This is a genomic window from Frigidibacter sp. MR17.14, from assembly GCF_037095735.1.
Lineage (GTDB): Bacteria > Pseudomonadota > Alphaproteobacteria > Rhodobacterales > Rhodobacteraceae > Frigidibacter.
Genome location: NZ_JBAWKD010000007.1, coordinates 122,638 through 145,708, shown reverse-complemented (window position 1 = coordinate 145,708; position 23,071 = coordinate 122,638). Strand labels below are relative to the sequence as shown.

At 69.7% G+C, this 23,071-nt stretch carries 20 protein-coding genes; 12 read left to right on the top strand and 8 right to left on the bottom strand.

Going from position 1 to position 23,071, the window contains the following annotated elements:
- Positions 1–3 precede the first annotated feature (3 nt).
- The 5 genes from V8J36_RS16985 to V8J36_RS16965 are packed head-to-tail and all read right to left on the bottom strand — an operon-like array spanning position 4 to position 6,078.
- Entirely contained in the window at positions 4–1,473 is a 1,470-nt protein-coding gene (locus V8J36_RS16985) for a 4-hydroxyphenylacetate 3-hydroxylase N-terminal domain-containing protein (RefSeq protein ID WP_336468511.1), read from the bottom strand.
- A 10-nt stretch (positions 1,474–1,483) separates the two neighbouring features.
- Positions 1,484–2,419 carry an ABC transporter permease gene (locus tag V8J36_RS16980; protein WP_336468510.1) on the bottom strand — a complete coding sequence of 312 codons (936 nt, stop codon included), beginning with the start codon at positions 2,417–2,419 and terminating at the stop codon, positions 1,484–1,486.
- A 1-nt stretch (position 2,420) separates the two neighbouring features.
- Entirely contained in the window at positions 2,421–3,500 is a 1,080-nt protein-coding gene (locus tag V8J36_RS16975; protein ID WP_336468509.1) for a putative B6 ABC transporter permease subunit 2, read from the bottom strand.
- Positions 3,497–5,053, bottom strand: a complete 1,557-nt coding sequence (locus V8J36_RS16970; protein WP_336468508.1) for a putative B6 ABC transporter ATP-binding protein — start codon at positions 5,051–5,053, stop codon at positions 3,497–3,499. The genes V8J36_RS16975 and V8J36_RS16970 overlap by 4 nt, the downstream gene beginning before the upstream one ends.
- Positions 5,053–6,078 (bottom strand): putative B6 ABC transporter substrate-binding protein, encoded by a 1,026-nt coding sequence (locus tag V8J36_RS16965; RefSeq protein ID WP_336468507.1) that lies wholly within the window; start codon positions 6,076–6,078, stop codon positions 5,053–5,055. The genes V8J36_RS16970 and V8J36_RS16965 overlap by 1 nt, the downstream gene beginning before the upstream one ends.
- Positions 6,079–6,396: 318 nt before the next feature.
- On the opposite strand from V8J36_RS16965, the gene V8J36_RS16960 reads away from it, so the two are divergent.
- Positions 6,397–7,050, top strand: coding sequence for a FadR/GntR family transcriptional regulator (locus V8J36_RS16960; protein WP_336468506.1), 654 nt, complete (start codon positions 6,397–6,399; stop codon positions 7,048–7,050).
- Positions 7,051–7,083: 33 nt separating this feature from the next.
- Here V8J36_RS16960 and V8J36_RS16955 read toward each other — a convergent pair whose 3' ends face one another.
- Complete coding sequence (locus V8J36_RS16955; RefSeq protein ID WP_336468505.1) at positions 7,084–7,590, bottom strand: flavin reductase family protein; 507 nt, start codon at positions 7,588–7,590, stop codon at positions 7,084–7,086.
- A gap of 16 nt (positions 7,591–7,606) precedes the next feature.
- On the bottom strand, positions 7,607–8,263 hold the full coding sequence (locus tag V8J36_RS16950) for a FadR/GntR family transcriptional regulator (RefSeq protein WP_336468504.1): 657 nt from the start codon (positions 8,261–8,263) through the stop codon (positions 7,607–7,609).
- Between the two features lie 453 nt (positions 8,264–8,716).
- Here V8J36_RS16950 and V8J36_RS16945 point away from each other — a divergent pair, with 453 nt between their 5' ends.
- The 11 genes from V8J36_RS16945 to V8J36_RS16895 all read left to right on the top strand — a co-directional run bounded on the left by V8J36_RS16945 (position 8,717) and on the right by V8J36_RS16895 (position 22,095).
- Positions 8,717–10,192 (top strand): 4-hydroxyphenylacetate 3-hydroxylase N-terminal domain-containing protein, encoded by a 1,476-nt coding sequence (locus V8J36_RS16945; RefSeq protein ID WP_336468503.1) that lies wholly within the window; start codon positions 8,717–8,719, stop codon positions 10,190–10,192.
- Positions 10,193–10,206: 14 nt separating this feature from the next.
- Complete coding sequence (locus V8J36_RS16940; RefSeq protein WP_336468502.1) at positions 10,207–11,241, top strand: leucyl aminopeptidase; 1,035 nt, start codon at positions 10,207–10,209, stop codon at positions 11,239–11,241.
- Between the two features lie 13 nt (positions 11,242–11,254).
- A complete protein-coding gene (locus V8J36_RS16935) occupies positions 11,255–12,169 on the top strand; it encodes an ABC transporter permease (protein WP_336468501.1) in 915 nt (304 codons plus the stop codon).
- Between the two features lies 1 nt (position 12,170).
- Positions 12,171–14,207: an ATP-binding cassette domain-containing protein gene (locus V8J36_RS16930; RefSeq protein WP_336468500.1), complete on the top strand. Its 2,037-nt coding sequence runs from the start codon at positions 12,171–12,173 to the stop codon at positions 14,205–14,207.
- A gap of 77 nt (positions 14,208–14,284) precedes the next feature.
- Positions 14,285–15,367: an extracellular solute-binding protein gene (locus tag V8J36_RS16925; RefSeq protein WP_336468499.1), complete on the top strand. Its 1,083-nt coding sequence runs from the start codon at positions 14,285–14,287 to the stop codon at positions 15,365–15,367.
- A 248-nt stretch (positions 15,368–15,615) separates the two neighbouring features.
- Positions 15,616–16,725 carry an ABC transporter substrate-binding protein gene (locus tag V8J36_RS16920; RefSeq protein WP_336468498.1) on the top strand — a complete coding sequence of 370 codons (1,110 nt, stop codon included), beginning with the start codon at positions 15,616–15,618 and terminating at the stop codon, positions 16,723–16,725.
- Between the two features lie 56 nt (positions 16,726–16,781).
- The gene (locus V8J36_RS16915) at positions 16,782–17,441 is read left to right on the top strand and encodes an isochorismatase family protein (protein WP_336468497.1); all 660 of its coding nucleotides are present in this window, start codon (positions 16,782–16,784) and stop codon (positions 17,439–17,441) included.
- Entirely contained in the window at positions 17,434–18,297 is an 864-nt protein-coding gene (locus tag V8J36_RS16910) for a hypothetical protein (RefSeq protein ID WP_336468496.1), read from the top strand. The genes V8J36_RS16915 and V8J36_RS16910 overlap by 8 nt, the downstream gene beginning before the upstream one ends.
- A complete protein-coding gene (locus V8J36_RS16905; protein ID WP_336468495.1) occupies positions 18,294–19,709 on the top strand; it encodes an amidase in 1,416 nt (471 codons plus the stop codon). The genes V8J36_RS16910 and V8J36_RS16905 overlap by 4 nt, the downstream gene beginning before the upstream one ends.
- On the top strand, positions 19,706–21,016 hold the full coding sequence (locus V8J36_RS16900) for an amidase (protein ID WP_336468494.1): 1,311 nt from the start codon (positions 19,706–19,708) through the stop codon (positions 21,014–21,016). The genes V8J36_RS16905 and V8J36_RS16900 overlap by 4 nt, the downstream gene beginning before the upstream one ends.
- Positions 21,016–22,095, top strand: a complete 1,080-nt coding sequence (locus V8J36_RS16895) for an AbrB family transcriptional regulator (RefSeq protein ID WP_336468493.1) — start codon at positions 21,016–21,018, stop codon at positions 22,093–22,095. The genes V8J36_RS16900 and V8J36_RS16895 overlap by 1 nt, the downstream gene beginning before the upstream one ends.
- A gap of 6 nt (positions 22,096–22,101) precedes the next feature.
- On the opposite strand, the gene V8J36_RS16890 is transcribed toward V8J36_RS16895, so the two are convergent.
- Positions 22,102–23,028 carry a LysR family transcriptional regulator gene (locus V8J36_RS16890; protein WP_336468492.1) on the bottom strand — a complete coding sequence of 309 codons (927 nt, stop codon included), beginning with the start codon at positions 23,026–23,028 and terminating at the stop codon, positions 22,102–22,104.
- Between the last annotated feature and the right edge of the window lie 43 nt (positions 23,029–23,071).

Genomic DNA, 23,071 nt, shown 5'->3' with positions numbered 1-23,071 from the left:
GCCTCAGATCCCCGCCAGATCGCGGGCCAGACGCACATGGTCGGCGCGCTCGTATTCGTTGAACAGCCGCAGCCGCAGGCTGGGCGCGGCACCTGCGTTCACATTCTCGAACAACGCCACACGGCCGGCATGGGACGAGGTCGTCAGGTCCCAGACGAAGTTCATCACCCGCTCCTTCTCCATCCCGGTGACGCCATGGCCGGGCAGAAGTTCCGCCAGGTGGTGGCCGATGTCGGGATTGCCGAAGGCCTTCTTGCCGAAACGCATCACCAGCCCCTGCCCGCACAGCTCCTGCAGCGTGTGGATGATGTTGGGATAGTGCTGGATCGAATACATCCGGCCCGCGGTCAGCAGCGGGATGTCGGGCGCCATCACCCCGTTCTCGGTCGGGCGGGCCTGCGCCTCGGCCGCCAGCACGAAGGCGCGCAGAGTCTGGGCATACTGGATGATATCGGCCACCAGCGACTGAACCGGCTGGATCTTCCCGGTGCCCAGCACGTCAAGCACCAGCTGCGCCGTGCCCACGAACAGCTGCGCCTTGACCATCAGCCGGGTCAGGATGTGCCAATGCGCCCAGTTGCAGGTCTTGCCGTACATCGTGACCAGCTGCGGATCGCCAAGGTTGAAGATCCGCTCCTTCGGCACGAAGACGTTGTCGAAGATGCAAAGCTGGTCGGCCTCTTCTCCCTTGTGGTTCAGCGGGTGGTCGAACGGGTCCGCGCCCGGGTTCGACAGGCATTCGCGACTGACCAGCTTAAGCCCGTCGGTCGCCATCGGGACCGATCCCCAGATGCAGCTTTCCGGCGGCGTGCCCTCGTAGGCGAGATTGGTGAAGAACAGCTCGTTGGTCTGCGCCGCGATCGAGCCCACGGATTTCGCGCCAGAGATCCAGACGCCGTCCTTCGACACCTTCTTCACCCGCAGAAGCGAGGCCGCCTGCGCCAGCGGCTGCGAGCGGTCGTTCTGCGGCCCGGTCAGGCTTTCGGCGCAGGTGATGTTGTTCAGTCGCCCGTATTCCATGTACCGCTCGATGTTCTCGGCGAAATCGGGCTGGCAGCCGTCGAAGGCCGAGACGCGGGACTTGAAGGTCGGCAGGAAGGCCCATAGCCCCATCGCGATGGTCGGGCCCAGATCCGGTGGGCGGCCATAGGTGCCCGCGGTCTTCTTCGCCGTGTATTCGATCATCATCCGCCGCTCGACCAGCTCTTCGGGCGACATCGGCGCCTGCCACGAGCGGGTGACGATTTTGCCGACCTTCGGTTCGTAATAGGTCGTCGCCTCGGCATGGGCGGCGTCGAACTGGTCGTCGAACATCTCGGCCAGCGTGTCGATGCCCGCGGCAAGATGCGGCGCCTCGAAGACGTCGCCCAGCAGCTCGCCGTCCAGCCAGACCCTGCGGCCGTCCTTCAACGAGGCCTTGTATTCCGCGCCGGTGCGCAGCTGCTTCTCGGGCGTCTTGCTCATGTCGTTCATGGGGCTCTCCTCAGCGTTGGCCGCGGTGGTAGGGCTGCCCCAGCGCGCGCGGCAGACGGGCGCTGCGTCCGAAAAGGATCAGCACCGCCATCACGGCGAGGAAGGGCAGCATCTGGATGAAATCGGTGGGCACCTCGATGCCGGCGACCTGCAGTGCGGTCGTGGCGGCAAGGCAGAGCCCGAACAACAGCCCGCCCCCCACCACCCAGGTGGCGCGGTCGCGGGCCAGCATGGCCAGCACGATGGCGATGTAGCCCGCGCCGCCGGTCATGTGCGGCACGAAGATGCCAGAGCCTATGACCGCCATGTAGCTTCCGCCAAGACCCGCCATCGCGCCCGCCACCAGCACCGCCACGCTGCGCGTGCGGGTCACGTCGATGCCGGCCGCGTCCAGCGCGTCGGGCTTTTCGCCCGCAGAGGCAAGGTTGAGGCCAAGGAAGCTGCACCGGTAGACCAGCACGAAGACCCCGGCCAGCGCGAGCCCCGCCCAGGTCGCCGGGTGATGGGTGAAAAGGCCAGGGCCCAGCACCGGGATCTGCGACAGGCCGGGCAGCGCCAGCTTTTCGGCCGCGTCGAGGCGGGGGTAGCTGCGCGCATACCAAGCGTCGTGCATCAGCGAGGTGATCCCGGTCGCGCCCAGGGTGATCGCGATGCCGACGATGATCTGGTTCATCCCCTGCCGCACACAGAACATCACCATGATCACCGCGACCGCGGCACCAACCACTCCACCTGCCAGAAGCCCGCCCCAGACGCCCCAGCCCGCCAGCGTGGCCGAGAAGCCGCCGAAGGCCCCGGCCAGCATCATCCCTTCAAGCCCGATGTTCATCACGCCCGCGCGTTCCGACATCTGCTCGCCCAAGCCCGCAAGGATCAGCGGCACCGCGGCGACCACGGCCCCGGACAGCAGCGCGGCCAGGAAGGCTTCGTTGAAGATCGCGAGCATCTCAGCGCCTCCGGGCACGCAGGCGCTCGCCGGCGTATTCCGACAGCGCGAGGAACAGGAGAAGGAAGCCTATGAGGACCAGCGTGAAGTCCTGCGGCACGCCCAGCCGCGTCGCCGCCGAGGCCGAGCCGATCTGCAGTACAGAGAAGGCGAAGACGAACAGGATCAGCGCCCAGCCGTTCATTCGCGCCAGGAACACCAGCGGCACGATCGCGAAGCCGTAGCCGGGATGCCAGCTGGCCTGCATCTTGCCCAGCACCCCCGTCAGCTCGACCGCGCCGGCCAGCCCGCCCAGCGCGCCCGACAGGCACAGCACCGCCACCGTCAGCCGCGGCACCCGGAAGCCGGCATGGGTCGCGGCCAGCGGGTTCAGCCCGAGGATGCGGAACCGCAGCCCCGGCGCGGTGCGCATCATCAGCAGGTGGCAGGCGATCAGCACCGCCAGCGCCAGCACGATGCCGACGTTCACATCGCTTCCCGCGATCAGCGGCAGCCGGTCTCCCACCGCCAGCGTCAGGGTCTGCGGCTCCTGCGAGGCGGGGTCCTTCAGCCACAGCTTGATCGCCGCCGCCGCCAGCGACTGCGCGATCAGCGACATCATCAGCCCCGAGATCACCTCGTTCAGACCGGCGGTCGCGCGCAGGATCGCGGGCGGCAGCGCCCAGGCCGCGCCGACGGCGGCGCCCAACACCATCGCCAGCGGCAGCGCCAGCCACAGCGACAGATGCGCGGCCAGCACCGGCGCCGCGGCCCCGGCCGCCAGCGTGCCCAGCAGGTATTGCCCGTCGATCCCCAGATTCCACAGTCCCGAACGGAAGCTGACGATCAGCGCCCCGCCCAGGATCAGCAACGGCACCATGTTCACGAGCGTCGCCTGCAGCCCGCGCCAGCGCAGCAGCCCGCGCTCGACCACGTAGCCGTAATATTCGACCGGGTCCGAGCCCAACGCGTAAAGCACCAGCCCCGCCGCGACCAGCGCCGCGACCACCGGCAGCAGCGTCATACCCAGCGGCAAGAGCGCGCCGGGGCGCAGGCGGCGCGGGGCCGCGCTCCCGGCCGCAACATCGGTGCTGTCGGTCATGCCGCCTCTCCTTCGGTGACGCCGGCCATCAGCCGCCCGACCTCGAGCCGCGCCTCGGGCCCGTTCTCGACCACGCCGACCATGCGCCCGCGCACCATCACGCCGATGCGATCCGACAGGGCCAGCACCTCGCCGAGATCGGTCGAGATCAGCACCGTGGCGACCCCGGCCTCGGCGGTTTCGCGGATGCGGGCGCGGGTGGTCTCGATGTTGCGCAGGTCGAGCCCGTGGGTGGGTTTCGAATAGACGATGACCTTGGGGCTGCCCGACAGCTCGCGTGCCAGCAGCACCTTCTGAATGTTGCCGCCGGACAGCCGTCCGACCGGCGTCGCGATCGAGGGCGCGCGCACGTCGAAGGCCGCGAACAGCGCCCGCGCATGCGCGTCGATCGCCGCCCGCCGCTCGAACCCGCGGCGCCAGAACGGCGCGGCGCCGATCTCCTTCAGCACCATGTTGGTGGCGATCGGCAGCTGGCCGACCATGCCTTCGCCGTTGCGGTCGTCGCTGGCATAGCGCAGGCCGCGGCGATAGCGCTCGCCCACCCCCGCCGCGCCAAGCTCGCGCCCGCCCAGCACGACCGACCCGGTCGCGGGGATCTGCCCGGCCAGTGCCTCGGCCAGCGGGGTCTGGCCATTGCCGTCGACGCCCGCGATCCCGAACACCTCGCCGCGGCGCACCGTGAAGGACACGTCGTCGAAACGCGCCCCCGACCGCGGCGAGCGGCCCGAGAGCCCGATCACCTCGAGCATCCGCGCCCCTGCAGCGGGGCGCGCCCGCCGCCCCCCGTCGCCCGGCCCTTCGCCGGCCGCCGCAAGCCCGGTGCCGAACATCAGCCGCACCACCTCGGCCATCGCCGCCGGCCGGTCGAGCCGAGACAGCGCCTCGGGCGCGATCCCGCCCACGGACCGGCCGCCCCGCAGCACCGACACCCGGTCGCCGAAGTCCAGCGCCTCGTTCAGGTGATGGGTGATGAAGACGATGCCGATGCCCTGCGCCTTCATCCGCCCCATCATCGCGCCCAATTCCTCGACTCCCTTCGGCGACAGCATCGCCGTGGGCTCGTCCAGCACCAGCAACCGGCCACCGCGCCAGAGCGCACGGATGATCTCGACCTGCTGCTGCTCGCCCAGGCTCAGGTCCTCGACCCGGGCGTCGGGATCGACCTGCACGCCGAAGGCGGCCGCGGCCTCGCGGAACCGCGTCCGGACCCCGGCCAGCGCCGGGCGGCGCCACCAGCGCGCGCCCAGCATCAGGTTCTCGGCCACGCTCAGCGTCGGCACCAGCATCCGGTGCTGGTAGACTGTGCCGATCCCCAGCGACAGCGCATGGCGCGGCGAGGCGATGGCGACGGTCTGCCCGCCAACCGCGATCTCTCCCTCGTCCGGGCGCTGCACGCCGGCCAGCATCGAGATCAGCGTGGACTTGCCCGCGCCGTTCTCGCCCAGCAGCGCATGCACCTCGCCCGCGTGGAACGCGAGCGAGACCCGGTCATTGGCCACCACGCCCGGAAAGCGCTTGGTGACCTCGCGCAGAGAGACGATCGCGTCGGGCATCACTCGGCCGCCGCCACCGTCGAGGACATCATCGCCCGGGTGTCCGCCGGCTCGAGCACGACCTTCACCGCGATCTCGCCCGACATGATCTTGGCCTTAACCGCCTCGACCTCGGTCCAGACATCGGCGGGGATGTGGTCGGTCTTCAGCAGCCGCTGGCTGCCATCCTCCAGCTGCAGGGCGTATTCCTTGGTGCCGAAGGTGTCGGCCCGCACGTCTTCGACCATCTGGGTAAAGACCGGCGCCATGTCCCAGATCACCGAGGACAGCAGGTGGCCCTTGTCGATCGAGGACTTGTCGCCGATCACGTCGATGAACCAGACCTTCTCGCCCGAGGGCGGGCTCACCGTCTCGACCGCCTGGATCATCCCGAAGGACGACCCGTTGCCCTGCCCGAAGATCACGTCGGCGTTCGAGGCGATGACGCTTTCGGTCACGCGCTTGGCACCGGCGACATCGGCATAGGCGGCCGGGCCGATGATGGCATAGCGCAGCTCGATGTCGGGCGAGACATAGCGCACGCCCTGCGCGAAGCCGGCCGACTGCGCGTTCCAGTTCGGGCTTTCCGACGACACGACGATCCCGATCACCTTGGTCTTGGTCATCTTCGCCGCCAGCACGCCTGCCAGGAACGAGCCCTTTTCGGCCAGCAGTTCATACTTTCCGACCAGCGGCGGTTCGGACGGATTGCCGGTCGCGACATGCACGCCCATCTCCTTGCCGACCTCGACCGCCTCTGTGGTGTAGCCCGAGGCATGCGCGATGATCAGCTGCGCGCCGTCCTCTGCCAGTTCGCGCAAAGTGGGCCGGACGTTGCCGTAGCCAAGGCCCTGCGCGACGATCGCCTCGGTGCCGGTCGCCTTGGCAGCGGCCTCGAGCCCCTCGATCCCCTGCTGGTTCCAGCCGAAGTCGGTGCCCTGTTCGGGGGTGACGATGGCGATGGTCTCGACCTCGGCGGCAAGGCCCGGGGTCAGCGGCGCAAGCAGCGCCAGGACCGCGACGGAGGCGCGGAGCATGCTGGTCATGTCGGATGTATCCCTGTCTGGTGGCCGGCGCGATCATTGGGCGTCGCTGCCGTTGTCCCAAGCCCAGTATGGTTCCAACCCGCGGTCAATGGTCATCTAAACCAGTTTTTTGGTTGTCAATTTGGTTGATCCCCCCGCGAAGGTCACTGCATAGATTTGAAGCACAGGCTGCGCGATTTGATCGCGCCGCGATAGAATCGCCCATGCACCTCGCGAATCATCTCAGGCCGGATTTTCAGGCAACCACTCAACCAACATTTTTTGGTTGAATCGGCTCAGGAGATCTGGCAAGGGCCCCCATCGGCAACAGGAGCTGGCATGACGGCAGGACGGCAGGGGGTCGCGGCAGGCGGCGGGGCGGCGGGCGACGCGGCGGACGAGATCGACCGCGTGGCGCGCGCGGTGCTCAGGATCCGCGAGCGCGAAGGCGCCCTGCCGGCCGAGCGGCAATTGGCCGAGCGGCTCGAGATCAAGCGCCACCTGCTGCGCAGGGCGCTTCTGGACCTGCGCGCGCGGGGGGCGCTGCCCACGCCGTCACCGCGGTTGCGCCGGGTTCAGCTGGGGGCCGAGCGGGCGCAGGATCTGGCTCGCGACACGAACCCCATCGAGGTGATGGAGATGCGGCTGATGATCGAGCCCACGCTGGCGCGGCTGGCGGCGGTGCGCGCGACGCCGAACCAGATCGCCGGCATGCAGGCCGCGATCGCGGACCGCGCGCCCGAAGACCTGCACCGGCTGATCGCCGCCGCGGCGGGCAACGGGCTGGCGCGGGTGCTGCATGACATGGTCCGGGTGATCGAGCAGGACGTCCGCGTCGACCGTCATGTCGAACACATGCACCCGCCCGATGACGCCGAGCAGCACCGCCGGATCGTCGCCGCGATCGCGCGGCGCGACGCAGAGGCGGCCGAGGCCGAGATGCGCACGCATCTGCAGGCGATCCACCGCATCCTGTCCTCTGCCCTCGGCTGAGGCCGGCCCACCGCCACGGCGGCGGCGCGCGGGTCAGAGCGCGAGCGCGGCGGGATAGGCGAAGCTGCCGGCCGAATAGACCAGGCTGCGGCGCGTCTCGTTGCGCAGCATCCCCTGCACGCGCCCGATCAGGATCGCATGGGTCGGGCTGTCATGCTCGCGCTCCAGCGTGCAGTCGAAGACCGACAGCGCGTCGGTCAGCACCGGCGCGCCGGTCGTCAGCACCCGCCAGTCGCCCTCGTCGAAGCGTTCGGCGCCATAGACGCGGGTGCGCCCGGCGAAACGCTCGGCCACGTGGCTCTGGCCGTCGGTCAGGAAGTTGGCACTGAAGCAGCCGGTGGCCCGGATGACCGGCAGCGCCGGCGAGTTCAGGTTGACGCAGGCCAGAATCATCGGCGGCGCATCCGACAGCGAGCAGACCGCCGAGGCGGTCAGCCCGCAGCGGGCATCGCCCTGCCCCGCCGCGATCACGGTGACCGAGGTGGCGGGCAGCCGCATCGCGGCGCGGAAGTCGGGCGGGGTCGGCAGGGTATCGGACATCGGGATCTCCGGACCGTCACTTGAGGGCATAGCGGGCCGGGTCGGCGCCGCCGTTGAGCCATTGCAGGATCGCGGCAAGGTGCAGGCGCATCGCCTCCTCCGCCTCTGTCGCGTGGCGCGCGCGGATCGCGTCGACCAGCATCTGGTGATGGCGCCAGCCGGTCTCGGCCGTGAAAGCCGGGAACTTGGCGCGGAAGCCCGGGTCGCGGGTCATGTCCATCACCTGCTCCATCAGGTGCAGCGCCAGCGCGTTGTGGCTGGCGACCGCGATGGCGCGGTGGAACGCGATATCGGTCTCGAGATCGAAGACCGTAGGGGTCGAGCGCGCATGCACCGCCTCGATCGCGTCGATCTCGGCGGCGGTGCCGCGCACCGCGGCCAGCCGCGCGATCTCGGGCTCGAGCGAGAGGCGCACCTCCCACATCTCGGCCGGGCTGGTCAGATCGGCGATCGCGCCGGGCGCGGAGCCGGCGGCGCGGCGCTTGCCGCGGTTGCGCGGCTGGCTGGCCGGAATCTCGTCGCCCGCGCGCAGCTGGCCAAGCGCCTTGCGCAGGATGTAGCGGTTCACCCCCAATTGGTCGGCCAGCACGCGCTCGGCCGGAAGCCGGCCCTCGCCCGAGATCCTGCGGATCCGTTCCACCACATCGTCGATCATCGCCTGGCCTTCGCTCATCCGCTCGGTCATCCGTGTGCTGCCGCCGCCCCGCGGGGCCCGTGTCGCGGCGACCGCCGCGCCGCCGGCCCCGGGGTCGCGCGGCTTCCACCAAGTCTTCAACCAGCCGCCGCCCAAAAGGCAAACCAATTTGGCACATTCAACCAATAACTTTGGTTGAAACCGGATGACGGACTTGGTTCATGCCTTGGTCGTCCCCCAAAACCTATGGCGCAGAGTCCCGATTGCACGAATTTAAGGCACGATTGAAACGCTAATTCTGTTTGTTTTTCATAGGATAGGGGCCAAGCCCATGGCCACCCACAGGCTTTCTGCCGCGTGTCACAAGACAATCTGCGAAAACTCTCCGCTTTTTTGAAACGCGAAACCAGACCTATGGTTGGCCAAGAAGACGGTTTGGTTGATGCCGAATCGCTCAACCAAACCCCTCCGGACCAGACGGAAGATCCCAGCATGAACAGCATCGTCACCGAGACGAAACCCGCCCACGCGCTGAAGACCGGCGCCGAATTCAAGGCCTCGCTCGATGACGGCCGCCAGCTCTGGGTCAACGGCCGCAAGCTGGCCCGCGTCACCGACGAGCCGGCGCTGAACGCGGGCATCGACCTGATGGCCTCGATGTTCGACGACCAGTTCGACCCGGCCTACGAGGCGGCGACGACCACGCTCGATCCCAAGACCGGGCTGCGCGTCGGCCGCTCGTGGCAGGTCCCCGCGACGATGGAGGACCTCAAGGGCCGCCGCGCGATGATGGAATACACCGCGCTGAAGACGGTGGGCACCTTCGGCCGGCCGATGGACCTCGGCCCGACGCTGGCGGTGGGGATCCTCGCGCATCTGCACATGTTCAAGGGCTTCAAGTCGGCCTTCGACGACTGCCAGCCCGACTTCGCCGAAAACGTGCAGGCCTATGTCGAGTTCGGCCGCATGAATTCGATCACCTGCGCCGAAAGCCTCACCGGCCCGCAGAACGACCGTTCGTCGCCGATGGCGCAGGCCGCCTCGCTGCTGCGGGTGAAATCGGTCGAGAAGGACGGGATCCGGATCTCGGGCGCGAAATCCGTGGGCTCGATCGCGGCGCAGACCAACGAGATCTTCTTCTCGAACCTCGGCTACCCGGGCACCCCGCCCGAGGCCTGCGTCTGGGGCGCCGTGCCGATCAACTCGGACGGGATCAAGCTCGTCTCGCGCGAGATGCTGTCGAACCCCGGTGCCGATCCCTTCGACCATCCCCTGACCCACAAGGGCGAGGAAGCCGACCAGCTGGTGATCTTCGACAACGTCTGGGTGCCGAAGGAGCGCATCTTCAACCTCGGCTCGGAACACGGGCTCGCGATCTCGGGCAAGGCCACGATCTTTGCCCATTGGCACGTCCTGACCCGCCTGAAGGTCAAATCCGAGATCTTCGTGGGTTGCGCCCAGATGGTGACCGAGATCCTCGGCACCGACCAGATCCCCGCCGTCCGCTCGATGCTGGCCGAGATCATCGAATACAACCGCACGCTCGAGGCCTTCGTGCTGGCGGCCGAGGCCGGGGCCTTCGTCAACGACTCGGGCGTGATGGTGCCCGACGTGATGATGCTGACCACCGGCCGGCTCTACGCGATCCGCAACTACCCCCACATCATCCACGTCCTGCAGGAGATGTGCGGCCAGGGCCTGGTGATGCGCTTCGGCAAGGCCGCCTTCGAGAACCCCGAGATCGGTCACCACCTTGCCGAGCTTCTGCCCGGCAAGGGCGTCAGCGGCATGCAGAAAGAGCAGCTGATGAACTTCATCTGGGACCTGACCTGCTCGTCCCTCGCCGGCCGCGTCGCCCTCTTCGAGAACGTGAACGCAAGCCCCGCGCCGCGCATGCGCGAACGTCTCGTCACCGAATTCGACCGCTCGGACCTGGTCGGCAAGGCCCGGATCGCGGCCGGCCTCTGAAGGAACATAGGGTCATGGCAAGCCAGGTGGAAATGGTGCGGCTGTTCGGCGAACAGCTGAAACTGTGCAAGATGCAGCCGCACGAGACGGTGATCGTGCTCTGCGAGGACGACATCCGCGCCGATTACGCGCAGGCCTTCATGCTGGCCGCACAAGAGCTGGGGGCGACGCCCTTCCAGATCACGCTTCCGCTGCGCTCGCGCCGCACGGCCCGCCAGACGACCGGCAAGAACGCCCTCGCCGGCAACCGTCCCGCGATCGAGGCGCTGAAGAAGGCCGACCTGATCGTCGACGTGATGGGCACGCTGTTCTCGCCCGAACAGGACGAGATCACCGCCGCCGGGGCGCGCATGCTCTTCGTGCGCGAACCCTTCGACATCCTCGTGCAGAACTTCCCCAACCCCGACCTGCGCCGCCGGATCGAGTTCGGCGAACAGCTGCTGGGCAAGGCCGAGACGCTGCGGATCTGGTCCGACGCCGGCACCGACTGCACCTTCGAGATGGGCGGCTACCGGGTGATGACCCAGTACGGCTACACCGACACGCCCGGCCGCTGGGACCACATGGGCACCGGCCAAGTGCTGAGCCAGGCCCATGACGGCCGCGTCAACGGCACGGTCATGGTCATGCCCGGCGACACCGTCACCGCCTTCCAGCGGATGATCGAAAGCCCGGTGAAGCTGACGATCCGCGACGGCTTCGTCACCGCGATCGACGGCGACGGCATGGATGCCGCGCTGCTGTCGGATTACATGGAAAGCTTCAAGGACCCGCGCGCCTACGCGATCAGCCACATCGGCTGGGGCCTGCTGGACAGCGCGACCTGGTATCACCGCGCCATCACCCGCACCCGCCCGGCCGAGATCAGCGTCAACTCGCTATCCTACTACGGCAACGTCCTGTTCTCGACCGGCCCGAACACCGAGCTCGGCGGCAAGAACGACACGATGTGCCACATGGACATCCCGCTGCGGAAGACCTCGCTGTCGCTCGACGGCGTGACGATCGTCGACCGCGGCCGCGTCGTCATTCCCGAAATGGCTGTCTGAGAAAGGGGGCGCAATGGCGCAGGTCGACCTCACCGGCGGCATCGGCAGCCTGCGTCCCTCGGGACGCAGCGAGCTGACCGCCTGGGACCGGCAGCGGCGCGGGCTCACGCTCTCGCTGATGGCGGCCCCGATGATCGCGATGGTGGTGCTGTTCGTGGCACCGATCCTGGTGCTGGTCTGGATGAGCTTCGGGGGCGGCAGCACGAACCCCCCGCTGGCCGGCTATCAGGCGCTGATGCAGCCGGTCTACCTGCGCCTGCTGGGCTTCACCCTGCAGCTGGCGGTGATCACCACCGTGATCTGCGCGGTGATGGCCTATCCGATCGCCTACCTGATGGTGAACATCCCCTCGAAGTTCAACCAGTGGATGGCCGTCACGCTGTTCATCGCGCTTTGGCTGTCCTTCCTCGCGCGGACCTTCAGCTGGATCATCATCCTGCAGCGCCGCGGCATCGTGAACAACTTCCTGGTCTCGACCGGGATCACCGACCAGCCGCTGGAGCTGGTCTACAACCAGTTCGGCGTCTATGTCGGGATGATCCACATCCTGCTGCCCTTCATGGTCGTGACCCTGATCCCGGCGATGAAGGCGATCGACCCGGCCTATGTCCGCGCGGCGCTGAGCCTGGGCGCGACCCCGGCGATGGTCTTCCGCCAGATCTACCTGCCGCTGTCGCTGCCCGGCCTCGTGGCGGGCTCGATGCTGGTCTTCACGCTGGCCTTCGGCTTCTTCATCACCCCCGCGATCCTCGGCGGCGGCCGCGCGCCGACCATCGTGCTGGCGATCCGCGACCAGATCCAGCAGCTGGGCAACCTGCAGCTGGCGGCGGCGACCTCGATGGTGCTGCTGGTGATCTGCCTCGGGCTTCTCATCGTCTACGACCGGGTCTCGGGCGTCGACCGGCTGTATGACAAGGGAGGGCGCTGAGATGGAGCTTCTCGCCAAGGGCCGCGCCCTGACCGCGCTGAAGATCTACGGCTGGATCGCGCTGATCCTGCTGGCGCTGCCGGTGGTCTTCCTGGTGCCGATCTCGTTCGGGCAGGGACAGGCCATTACCTTCCCCCCGCGCGAGCTGTCCTTCGAATGGTACACCGGGCTGGTCGAGGATCCGCGCTGGGGCCGCACCGCGCTGCTGTCGCTGCAGGTCGCGGCGCTGGCCACGCTGATGGCCACCGTCATCGGCACCGCCGCGGCGATCGGCATCCACCGGGTCGAAAACCCGAAGCTCGCCAAGTTCCTGAAGATGTTCTTCATCGCGCCGATGATCGTGCCGCTGATGGTGATCGGCGTCGGGCTCTACATCGTTTTCGCCAAGATGAAGCTGCTGGGCGCGGTCTGGCCCCTGGCGATGGCCCATGCCATCGTCGTGCTGCCCTTCGTGGTCATGCCGGTGATGAGCCGCCTCGCCTCGCTCGATGCCGCGCTCGAACGGGCCTCGGCCTCGCTCGGGGCCGGGCAGTGGCGCACGCTGGTCTTCGTGACCCTGCCGCTGCTGGTGCCCGCGATCATCGCCGCCGCCGTCTTCGCCTTCGTCTTCTCCTTCGACGAGGTGGTGCTGGCCCAGCTTCTGGCCGGCCCGCGGTTCGAGACGCTGCCCCGCAAGATCTACGAAAGCCTCACCCAGAACGGCCTCGACAAGTCGATCACCTCGATCGCCTCGCTGCAGCTCTACCTCGTGCTGGCCTTCCTCGGCATCTACGCGCTCTGGCAGCGCCGGGCCCGCCGGCTCGCCGCCGTCCCCCGCTCGCTGTCGGCCGCCGCCACGGCCGAGACGTTCTCCCCCGACACGATCGGCCTGCCACCCTCCCCCGCGAGCTTCCCCGCGACCCAGGCGGCCCCGCCGATCCCGACTGGAAAGACGCCCCCCATGAAAGACACGATCTCGCCGGCCCCCGCTCCCGCCCCCGCGACCCTCGGCGGCCAGCGCGGCTTCGGCATCCAGTTCCAGCGCCTGACCAAGTTCTACGGCGACAAGGCCGCGGTCGAAGAGGCGGACTTCGCCGTCGAACCCGGCGAGTTCCTGACCATCCTCGGGCCCTCGGGCTCTGGCAAGACCACGCTGCTGATGCTGATCGCGGGCTTCATCTCGCCCGATGCCGGCCGCCTGATGCTGGGCGAGCGCGACATCAGCCGGGTGCCGCCGCACCAGCGCGACATCGGCGTCGTCTTCCAGTCCTACGCGCTCTTCCCGCACATGACCGTGGCGCAGAACGTGGCCTATCCGCTGAAGGCCCGCGGCGTCCAGAAGGCCGAAATCGCGCGGCTGGTGACCTGGGCGCTGGACCGCGTGCACATGTCCGCCTTCGCCGACCGCCGCATCCCGCAGCTTTCGGGCGGCCAGCAGCAGCGCATCGCGCTGGCCCGCGCCATCGCCTTCTCGCCCCGCGCGCTTCTGATGGACGAGCCGCTCTCGGCGCTGGACCGCAACCTGCGCGTCGACATGCAGCGCGAGATCCGCAGCCTGCAGCGCGAACTGGGCCAGACGGTGATCTTCGTCACCCATGACCAGGAAGAGGCGCTGAACATGTCCGACCGGGTCGCGGTGATGAACCACGGCCGGATCCAGCAGGTGGCGACGCCCAAGGACCTGTATCTGGCGCCGGCGAACAGTTTCGTGGCCGATTTCTTCGGCGAATCCAACCTGTTCCGCGGCACCGCGCAGGGCAGCAGCCTGTCGCTCGGCGGCCGCAGCCTGCCGCTGCCCGCCGCCCGCGCCGGGGCCGCCGTGCTCTGCGTCCGCCCCGAGGTGATCCGCATGGACGACCCCGACGCGCCGGGCTGGGCGCTGACCGGGACCGTCACCGACGCCCGCTTCCTCGGCTCGCTGCTGCGGATCCAGTTCCAGACCGAGCTGGGCCCGATGGTCGTGACCCGCCAGACCGACGGCCTGTCGGTCGCCCCCGGCATCGGCGACACCCGCCGGCTGTCCTGGGTCCCGGCGATGAGCCACGCCATGGCCAGCTGAGCCGCGGCCCCTTCGACGACGTGCCCATGCAACACGAGGCCGAAAACGGCCCGCATCCCCGACAGGAGTGACGACAGATGACCACCAAGCACATCGCGCTTGCGGTCTGGGCGGCCCTCGGCCTTGCCCTGCCCGCCGCCGCCCCCGCCCTCGCGCAGGACAGTGTTCCCGAAGCCTTCAAGGGCTCGGGCACGTTGATCGTGAACAACTGGGGCGGCCCGACCGTCGAGAAGATGCACAAGGCCTGGTACGGGGACTTCCCCGAGGCCACCGGCATCGACATCGCCTTCACCTCGGTCCCCGACGTGGCCAAGCTCAAGATCATGGAGCAGGTCGGCAACGTCGAATGGGACATGGTCGACTTCGAGGGCAACCAGATGCTGATGGCGATGCAGGACGACCTGCTCGAGCCCATAGACTACGACCTGCTGTTCTCGCTGGTGCCCAAGGAAGATCTCGACCAGGCGGTGCTGACCAAGTACGGCGTCGGCTCGGTCGCCTTCTCGACGGTCATGGCCTGGAACAAGGAGATGTTCCCCGACGGCGGGCCGCAGACCTGGGCCGAGTTCTTCGACACCGAAAAGTATCCCGGCCGCCGCGCGCTTTACGCCAACCCCAAGCCCGCGCTCGAGATCGCGATGCTGGCCGCAGGCCACAAGCCGAACGAGCTTTATCCGATGGACATCGACGAGGCCTTCAAGGCGCTCGACGCGATCGGGCCGAAGGTGGACCTCTGGGTCGAGAAGACCTCGCAATGGGACGTGCTGATCCAGAACCACGAGGTCGACCTGATGGGGTCGAGCCTCGCGCGGACCATGGCGCAGATCCTGGCGGGCGAACCCTATGACCTGACCTACAGCCAGTCGATTTCGGAACAGTCCTACTGGACGATCCCGAAGGGCGCGCCGAACGTCGCCGATGCGCAGAAGCTGGTGGCCTGGACGGTGCGCGAACAGGGCGCCAAGGCCGCGCTCGAGCTGCTGCCCTATTACGGCATGACCAACACCGCGGTCTATGCCGAGCTCGACCCGGCCCTGACCGCCAAGCTGCCCGGCGCCCCCGAAAACGCCGCGACCGCCCACAAGATAGATGCCCAGTGGTGGCTCGACAACGGCCAAGCGGTGCGCACCCGCTGGCTCGACTGGCTGAGCAAGCAGTGACCGCAGCCGCGGCAGGCTGAGCCGCCGCGCGCGGCCTGCCCCCTGCCCGGCCCGTCTGAACCTTCCCGCGGGCCGCCTGCGGCCTGTGCCACCGAACCCCTCGCGCGGGCCGCCCCCGGCCCGCGCCACAAGGATCCCCGCCCCGGCGCCGCGCCCCTTCCGCGCGGCCCCCCCGGGGCGGGTCTGCACCGGCCGGCCCCGGCCGGTGATCGCCCCGACCGCCTCCCCCTCCCAGATGGAGCACCGCGATGATCCTGAAATCCCCCTCCCGCCGCCAGATCCTCGGCGGTCTCGGCGCCGCCGCCGGGCTTGGCCTGACCGGCCTGCCGCTGCGCCCCGCCTTCGCCCAATCCGCCACCCGATCCGCGGCCGAGGCCCTGAAGGGCGACGGCTCGGTGATCGTCTGCACCTGGGGCGGCGGCTATTCCGACACGATGCAGCGCATCTGGTTCGATCCCTTCGCCAAGGCGACCGGCATCGACGTCTCGACCACCTCGATCCCCGACATGGCCAAGCTCGAGGTGATGGAGGGCGTCGGCAATGTCGAATGGGACCTGATCGACACCGAGGGCGTGCAGATGCAGATCGCCATCCAGAAGGGCCTGCTGCAGAAGATCGACTACGACCTCGTCTTCTCGATCGTGCCGAAAGAGCAGATCGACCCGAAGGTGATCACCGACTACGGCATCGGCTCGGTCGCCTTCTCGACGGTGATCGCCTGGAACTCGGATCTCTTCGGCAAGGACGGCCCGCAGACCTGGGCCGAGTGGATGGACACCGCGAAGTTCAAGGGCCGCCGCGCGCTCTATGCCCAGCCGCGCCCCAGCTTCGAGATCGCGCTGATGGCCGCCGGCGTCGCCCCCGCGGACATCTACCCGATCAAGATCGACGAGGCGTTCGAGGCGCTGGACGCGATCCGCTCGAAGATCGACCTCTGGGTGCAGAAGACCTCGCAATGGGCGGTGCTGATGCAGAACGGCGAGGTGGACCTGATGGGGTCGAGCCTCGCGCGGACGCTGGAAGAGAAGAAGCGCGCCGGCAAGATCGACTTCACCTTCAACCAGTCGATCGTTGAACAGTCCTACTGGACGGTCCCGAAATCCGCGCCCTCGGCCGAACAGGCGCAGAAGCTGATCGCCTGGATGATGCAGGCGCAAGGCATGCTCGAATACGCCTCGGCCCTGCCCTTCAACGTCGCCAACACCTCGATCTACGGCGCGATCCCGCCCGAGATGCAGAGCCAGCTGCCCGGCTTCCCCGAGAACGCCGCCAAGAACATGCACATCGACGAGGCCTGGTGGGCCGAGAACACTGCAGAGGTCCAGCCCCGCTGGCTCGAATGGATGTCGAAGAGCTGAGATCCAAGCCCAAGGCGCGGGCGGCCCTCGCCCGCGCGTCCTGACCCGGAGACGACATGGAACTGTCCAACCTGACCGCGCGGCAGATGTTCGAGAAGCTCGCCGCCAATCCCCGCAAGCGTTACGGCTTCGGCACGCGCCCGATGCTGATCAACGTCGACATGCAATGCGCCTATACCCAGCCCGGCACCTATGTGACGGCCTACGAGACCGATCCCCGCCAGATCGAGTACACCAACCGCCTTGCCAGCTATGTGCGGGCGATGGGCCTGCCGGTGATCTGGACCTATGTCGCCTTCTCGCCCTCGGGCGACGACTGCGGCGTCTTCGGCACCCGCGGCGACGATCCCGACGCGCTGAAGATGATCAAGATCGGCTCCGACCGCGCCGCCATCGACCCGCGCGCCGAAATCGGCCCCGAGGACGTGCTCCTGAACAAGAAGATGCCCTCGGCCTTCTTCGAAACGCATGTCGACAGCCTCGCCCGCTTCCACAAGATCGACACCGTGATCGTCACCGGCGGTTCGACCTCGGGCTGCGTGCGCGCGACGGTGGTCGACGCGCTCTCGCGCAGCTTCCGCACCATCGTGCCGATCGAATGCGTGGCGGACCTGCACGAAAGCCCCCATTTCGCCAACCTCTACGACATGCACAAGAAATACGCCGACTGCATCGCCGTGCAGGAAGTCTTCGACTGGCTGGAAACCCTTGCGTGACCTTGCCCATCCCGTCGCCATGCGTCCCGTCGTGACGGATGGCAGCGCGCCGCTGCCCGAAGGGCTGGCGGGCGCGGTGATGCTGCTGGGCAGCTTCGACGGGATGCACCGCGGCCATGCCGCGCTGGTCGCGGCGGCCACGGCCGAGGCCCGCCGCCGCGACGCGCCCCTTGCCGTCCTGCAATGCGACCCGCATCCGCGGCTCTGGTTCGGCGGCCCCGCGCGGTTCCGGATCTCGACCGGATCGGCACAGCGGGCGCTGCTGGCCGCGGCCGGCGTCGGGCTGGTCTATGCCCCGCGCTTCGACGCGGCCTTCGCCGCCACCCCGGCCGAGACCTTCGTGACCGCGATCCTGCACGGCCGCCTGCGCCTTGGCGCGGTGGTCGTCGGGCGCGACTTCCGCTTCGGCCGCGGGCGCGAGGGCGACGTGGCGCTGCTGTCCGCCACCGCCGCGCGCCACGCCATCGCCACCCTCGTCGTGCCCGACCAGTGCGAGGGCGCCGGCCGCATCTCGTCCTCGCGCGTGCGCGCCACCCTGCGCGCGGGCCGCATCGCCGAGGCGACCCGGCTGCTTGGCCACGGCTGGGAAACCGAGATCACCGCCGCCGGTCCAGAATTCGACCCGAACCCCTGCCGCTGGCGCTTCGACGCGGGCCAGCTGCTGCCGCCGCCGGGGCTCTGGCCGGTCGCGGCCCGCGGCGCGGGCGGCGCATGGCTGGGCCGCGCCCGGCTCGCGCTCGGGCCCGACGGGCTGGCCGGCGCCGCGCTGCCCCCCGCCACCGACCGCATCGAATGGCTGGTGCCCGACGGCCCCGCCGCCTGTTCCGACCCGCTCTCCGAGGAAGACCGCAGATGACCGAGTACGAGGCGCTCGACGCGCTGGCGATGGCAGAGATGGTGCGCCGCGGCGATGTCGCCCCCGACCATTTCGTGACCGAGGCGAAGACCCGCGCCGCCGCGCTGAACCCGGCGCTGAACGCCATCGTCCACGACTTCGCGCCGATGGCGGCGCCGACGACCGGCCCCTTCGCCGGGGTGCCGCTGTGGCTGAAGGACACCGGCGCCGCGATCGCGGGCGAACCGATCACCTCGGGCGCGCGCCTGCACGAGGGGCTGCGCGCCCCGGCCGACAACACCGTCGGCGCGCGGCTGCGCCGGGCGGGCTTCGTGCTGATGGGCCGCACCAACACGCCAGAGCTTGCCCTATCCTTCACCACCGAAGGCCCGTTCCACGGCCCTGCCCGCAATCCCTGGGACCTGACGCGCACCCCCGGCGGCTCGTCGGGCGGCGCGGCGGCGCTGGTCGCGGCCGGGGTCGTGCCGCTGACCCAGGCCTCGGACGGCGCCGGCTCGATCCGCGTCCCCTGCGCCCATACCGGCACCTTCGGCTTCAAGCCCTCGCGACTGCGCACCCCCGCCGGCCCCGCCCAGGCCGAGGGGATGGCCGGCATGTCCACCCTGCACGGCATCTCGCGCTCGGTCCGCGACAGCGCCGCGCTGCTCGATGCGATCCACGGCCCTGACCGAGGCGATCCCTGGGCCTGCCCCCCGCCCGCGGGCCGCTTCCTCGACGCGGTGGCGCGCCCGCCGGGGCGGCTCAGGATCGGGATGCAGCTTGCGGGCCCCGCGGGCTTCCCGCTGTCGCCAGAGGTCGTCGCCGCGACCGAAGAGGCCGCACGCCTGCTGGCCGACCTCGGTCACGAGGTGACGCTCGCCACCCCCGCCTATGACACCGAGGCGCTGCGCGCCGCCTGGTTCACCGTGGCCGCGGTGAATGTCGCCAAGGGCGTCAAGGGCCTGGCCGCCGCGCGCGGCCTGCCCGACCCGCTGGCGCTGATGGAGCCGGTGAACGCCGAATGGGTCCGCCGCTCGGCCGGGATCAGCGGCGAGGACTATCTTGCCGCGCTGCAGGTGCTGCACGGCACCTCGCGCGCGATGGGCGCCTTCTTCGCCGACCACGACATCTACCTTTCGCCCGTCACCGCCGAGGTCGCGCCCAAACTCGGCGTGCTGACCGGCGCGGGTCTTGGGCCGGAACAGTTCTTCCACCGCTTCTGGTCGCATGCCCCGCTCACCGCGGTGTTCAACGCCTCGGGCTGCCCGGCGATGTCGGTGCCGCTGCACTGGACACCCGGCGGCCTGCCGGTCGGCATCCACTTCGGGGCCGCCTACGGTGCCGAGGAACTGCTCTTCTCTCTCGCCGGCCAGCTCGAGGCCGCCTGTCCCTGGGCCGCCCGCCGCCCCGCGCTGGAGGCGCTGGAAGCATGACCGAACTCGATCCCAGGACCCTCACCGCCCGCGGCATCGCCGCCGCGGTCCGCGCCGGGACGCTGGCCCCCGAAGCGGTGGCCGAGGCCTATCTCGACCGCATCGCGACGCTGGAGCCGCAGGTGCGCGCCTTCGCCTTCCACGACCCTGCCGCCGTGCGCGCCGAGGCCGGCCGCGCGGCGGCGACCCGGCGCGACGGCCTGCTGGCCGGGGTGCCGATCGGCATCAAGGACGTGCTCGACACCGGCGACATGCCGACCGAATACGGCTCGCGCGCCTATCCGGGCCTGCGCCCGGCCCGCGACGCGGGCGCCGTGCACATCGTGCGCCGCGCCGGCGCGGTGGGCATCGGCAAGACCGTGACCACCGAGTTCGCCACCGCCGCCCCGGGCGCCACGCTGAACCCCTTCGATGCGACACGCACCCCGGGCGGATCCTCGTCCGGCTCGGCGGCCGGGCTGGGCGCCGCCTTCTTCCCGCTGGCCTTCGGCACCCAGACCTCGGGCTCGACCGTCCGTCCGGCCTCGTTCTGCGGGGTCGTCGGCTACAAGGCCTCGCGCCACCTGATTGACCGCACCGGGGTGAAACCGCTGGCCGAAAGCCTCGACGTGGTCGGCCTCATGGCCCGCGACACCCGCGACGTGGCGCTGCTCGCCGCCGCCGCGATGCGCCGCCCCGAGCTGCTGCCGGCCGACGAGCCGCCTGCCCTGCCGCAGATCGCCCTCTTCGCCCCGGACGAGGCCGTCGCACCTTCGGCCACGTCGCTGGCGGTGCTCGAGACGGTGGCGGGCCTGCTGGGCCGAGTCACCGCCAACACCGCGGTCCCCGACTGGTGGCTGCCGCTGATCGAGGCGCAGTCCGACGTCTTCGCCTGGGAAGGCTCGGCCTGCCTCGCGCCCGAACGCGACCTGCACTGGGACCGGCTGCACCCGGCGACGCATGATTTCCTGCGCCGGCAGGACGGGATCACCTTCGAGCGCTGGCAGGCCGGGATCGCGGCGCGCGACGCGGGCCTTGCCGATCTCGACACCCTCTTCGCCGGGGCCGACCTGCTGCTGACCCAGGCCGCCCCGGGCGAGGCGCCGGTCGGGCTCGGCTCGACCGGGCAGGCGCAGTACAACAGCCGCTGGACGCTGCTCGGCACGCCCTCGCTCAGCCTGCCCGCCGGCCTCGGTCCGGACGGGATGCCGGTGGGCGTGCAGCTGGTGGCGCGGCCCGGACAGGATGCGCTGCTTCTGGCCCTTGCCCCCGTCATCGAGGACAGGCTACGCGCAGCGGGTCTTCCTGCGAGGCCGGAACGCCCCTGATGATACCCTCCATTCCCCGCGACCCCTCGCGGCTTGGCCAATGGGCCCTGATGCTGGCCGGCGGGCTGCTGCTTGGCCTCGGGCTCGAAAGACTGCATGTCCCGGCGGCGCTGATGCTGGGCCCGATCCTGATGGGCGCCACGCTGGCGCTGCGCGGCGTCGCGATCCGCGTCGGGCGGATCCCGCACCAGTTCGGGCAGGCCATCGCCGGCACGCTGATCGCGCTGAACCTCGACCCCTCGGTGCTGGGCCAGACCCTGCAGCTGTGGCCGGTGGTGATCTTCTTCGTCGTGGTCACCCTGGCGCTGGCCTGCGTCACCGGCCTCGTCGCGGCCCGGCTCACCCGGCTGGATCAGGAGGTCGCGGTCTGGGGCTTCATGCCCGGCATGGCCGGCACGATGATCGCCATGGCCCATGACCGCGGCATCGACAGCCGGATGGTCGCCTTCATCCAGATCCTGCGGCTGCTGATGGTGATCGGCACGATGATCGCCGTCGGCGCGGCGCTGGTCGGGGCAGCGCAGCCGCACGGCGCCGGCGCCCCGGCCGCCGATGCCGCCTCGACCGCGCTGGTGCTCGGGCTCGGGCTCCTCGGCATCGCCGCCGCGCGCTACCTGCCGATGCTGCCCGCCGGCGCGACGCTGGTGCCGCTGGTGCTGGCCTGCCTGCTGTGGGTCAACGGCGTGAACATCGCGATCCCGCATTGGCTGGTCGCGCTTGGCTACCTGTTCATCGGCGCGCAGGCCGGGCTGCGCTTCACGCCCGATCTGCTGCGCACCGGGGCGCGGGCACTGCCGATGCTGGTGGTCTCGGTGCTGCTGCTGCTGGGGCTCTGCGCGCTGTCGGGCGTGCTGCTGTCGCTGGTCGCCGGCGTCGACCTGATGAGCGCGATGCTCGCCACCGTGCCGGGCTCGATCGACTCGATCGCGCTGATCGCGATCTCCACCGGCAGCGACATCTCGTTCATCATGGCGCTGCAGACCGTGCGGCTCTTCGCGGTGGTGCTGCTTGGCCCGCCGCTGGCGCGGGCGGTGCTGCACCTGTGCGACCGCTCGGTCGCGGCGGCCCGCCGCGGCTGAGCCGGCTCAGGGCGCCAGACCCGCAAGCGCGCCCGCCTCGGCCGCCTCGCGGCAATGGTCGATGAAGGCCTGCACCGTGCGCGGCACATGCGCCGCGCGCGGCATCGCAAGGCCAAGCCGCAGCGGCGGCAGCTCGGTGCGCAGCGGCACGAACACCAGCGGCCGGCCGTCCATCGCGGTGGTCGAGACGGTGCGCATGTTCAGGATCCCGAAGCCGTAGCCATTGGCCACGAGGCTGCGCTGCACCGCGATCTCGGTCGTGCGCTCGGCGATCCGCGGGCGGCGGCCCTCGGCGCGGAACAGCGACAGGAAGTAGTCGTTGCTGTGCGGCAGGTCGAGCATCACCATGTCATGCCCGACCAGATCCGCGGCACTCACCGACGCGTGCCCGGCCAGCGGATGGTCGGGATTGACCATCACATGCGGCGGCAGGCTGCGCAGCGCGTGGAAGCTGATGTCGCTTGGCAGCGCGAGATCGTAGGTGATCGCCAGATCGATCCGCGCGGCCCCCAGCGCGTCGAGGATCTGCGCCTGGTCCAGCTCGACCTGGCTGAAGGCGACGCCGGCATAGCGCCGCTCGAAGCTGCGGCGCAGCTGCGGCACCAGCAGCGGCACGAAGGTACGCAGGCAGCCGACCCGCAGCGAGCCCTGCACAAGCCCGGTGTGCAGGCTGGCAAGGTCGTTCAGCTTGGCCGCGCTCTCCAGCACCTGCCGCGCCTGCGCGAGGAAGCGCTCGCCCGCCGGCGTCAGGACCGAACCCTGCGCATGGCGGCGGGTGAACAGCTGCACGCCGAACCCGGCCTCGAGCTGCGCGATCGCCGCGGACATCGAGGGCGCGGTGACATTCACCTTGTCGGCGGCCAGCGCGATGCTGCCCGCCTCGCCGACGGCGATGAAGTATTCCAGCTGTCGCAGGGTGAAGCGAAGCGGCATTCCGGGTCCCCTCTGCCCGGGCCGCAACCCGCGCCGCCCGGTG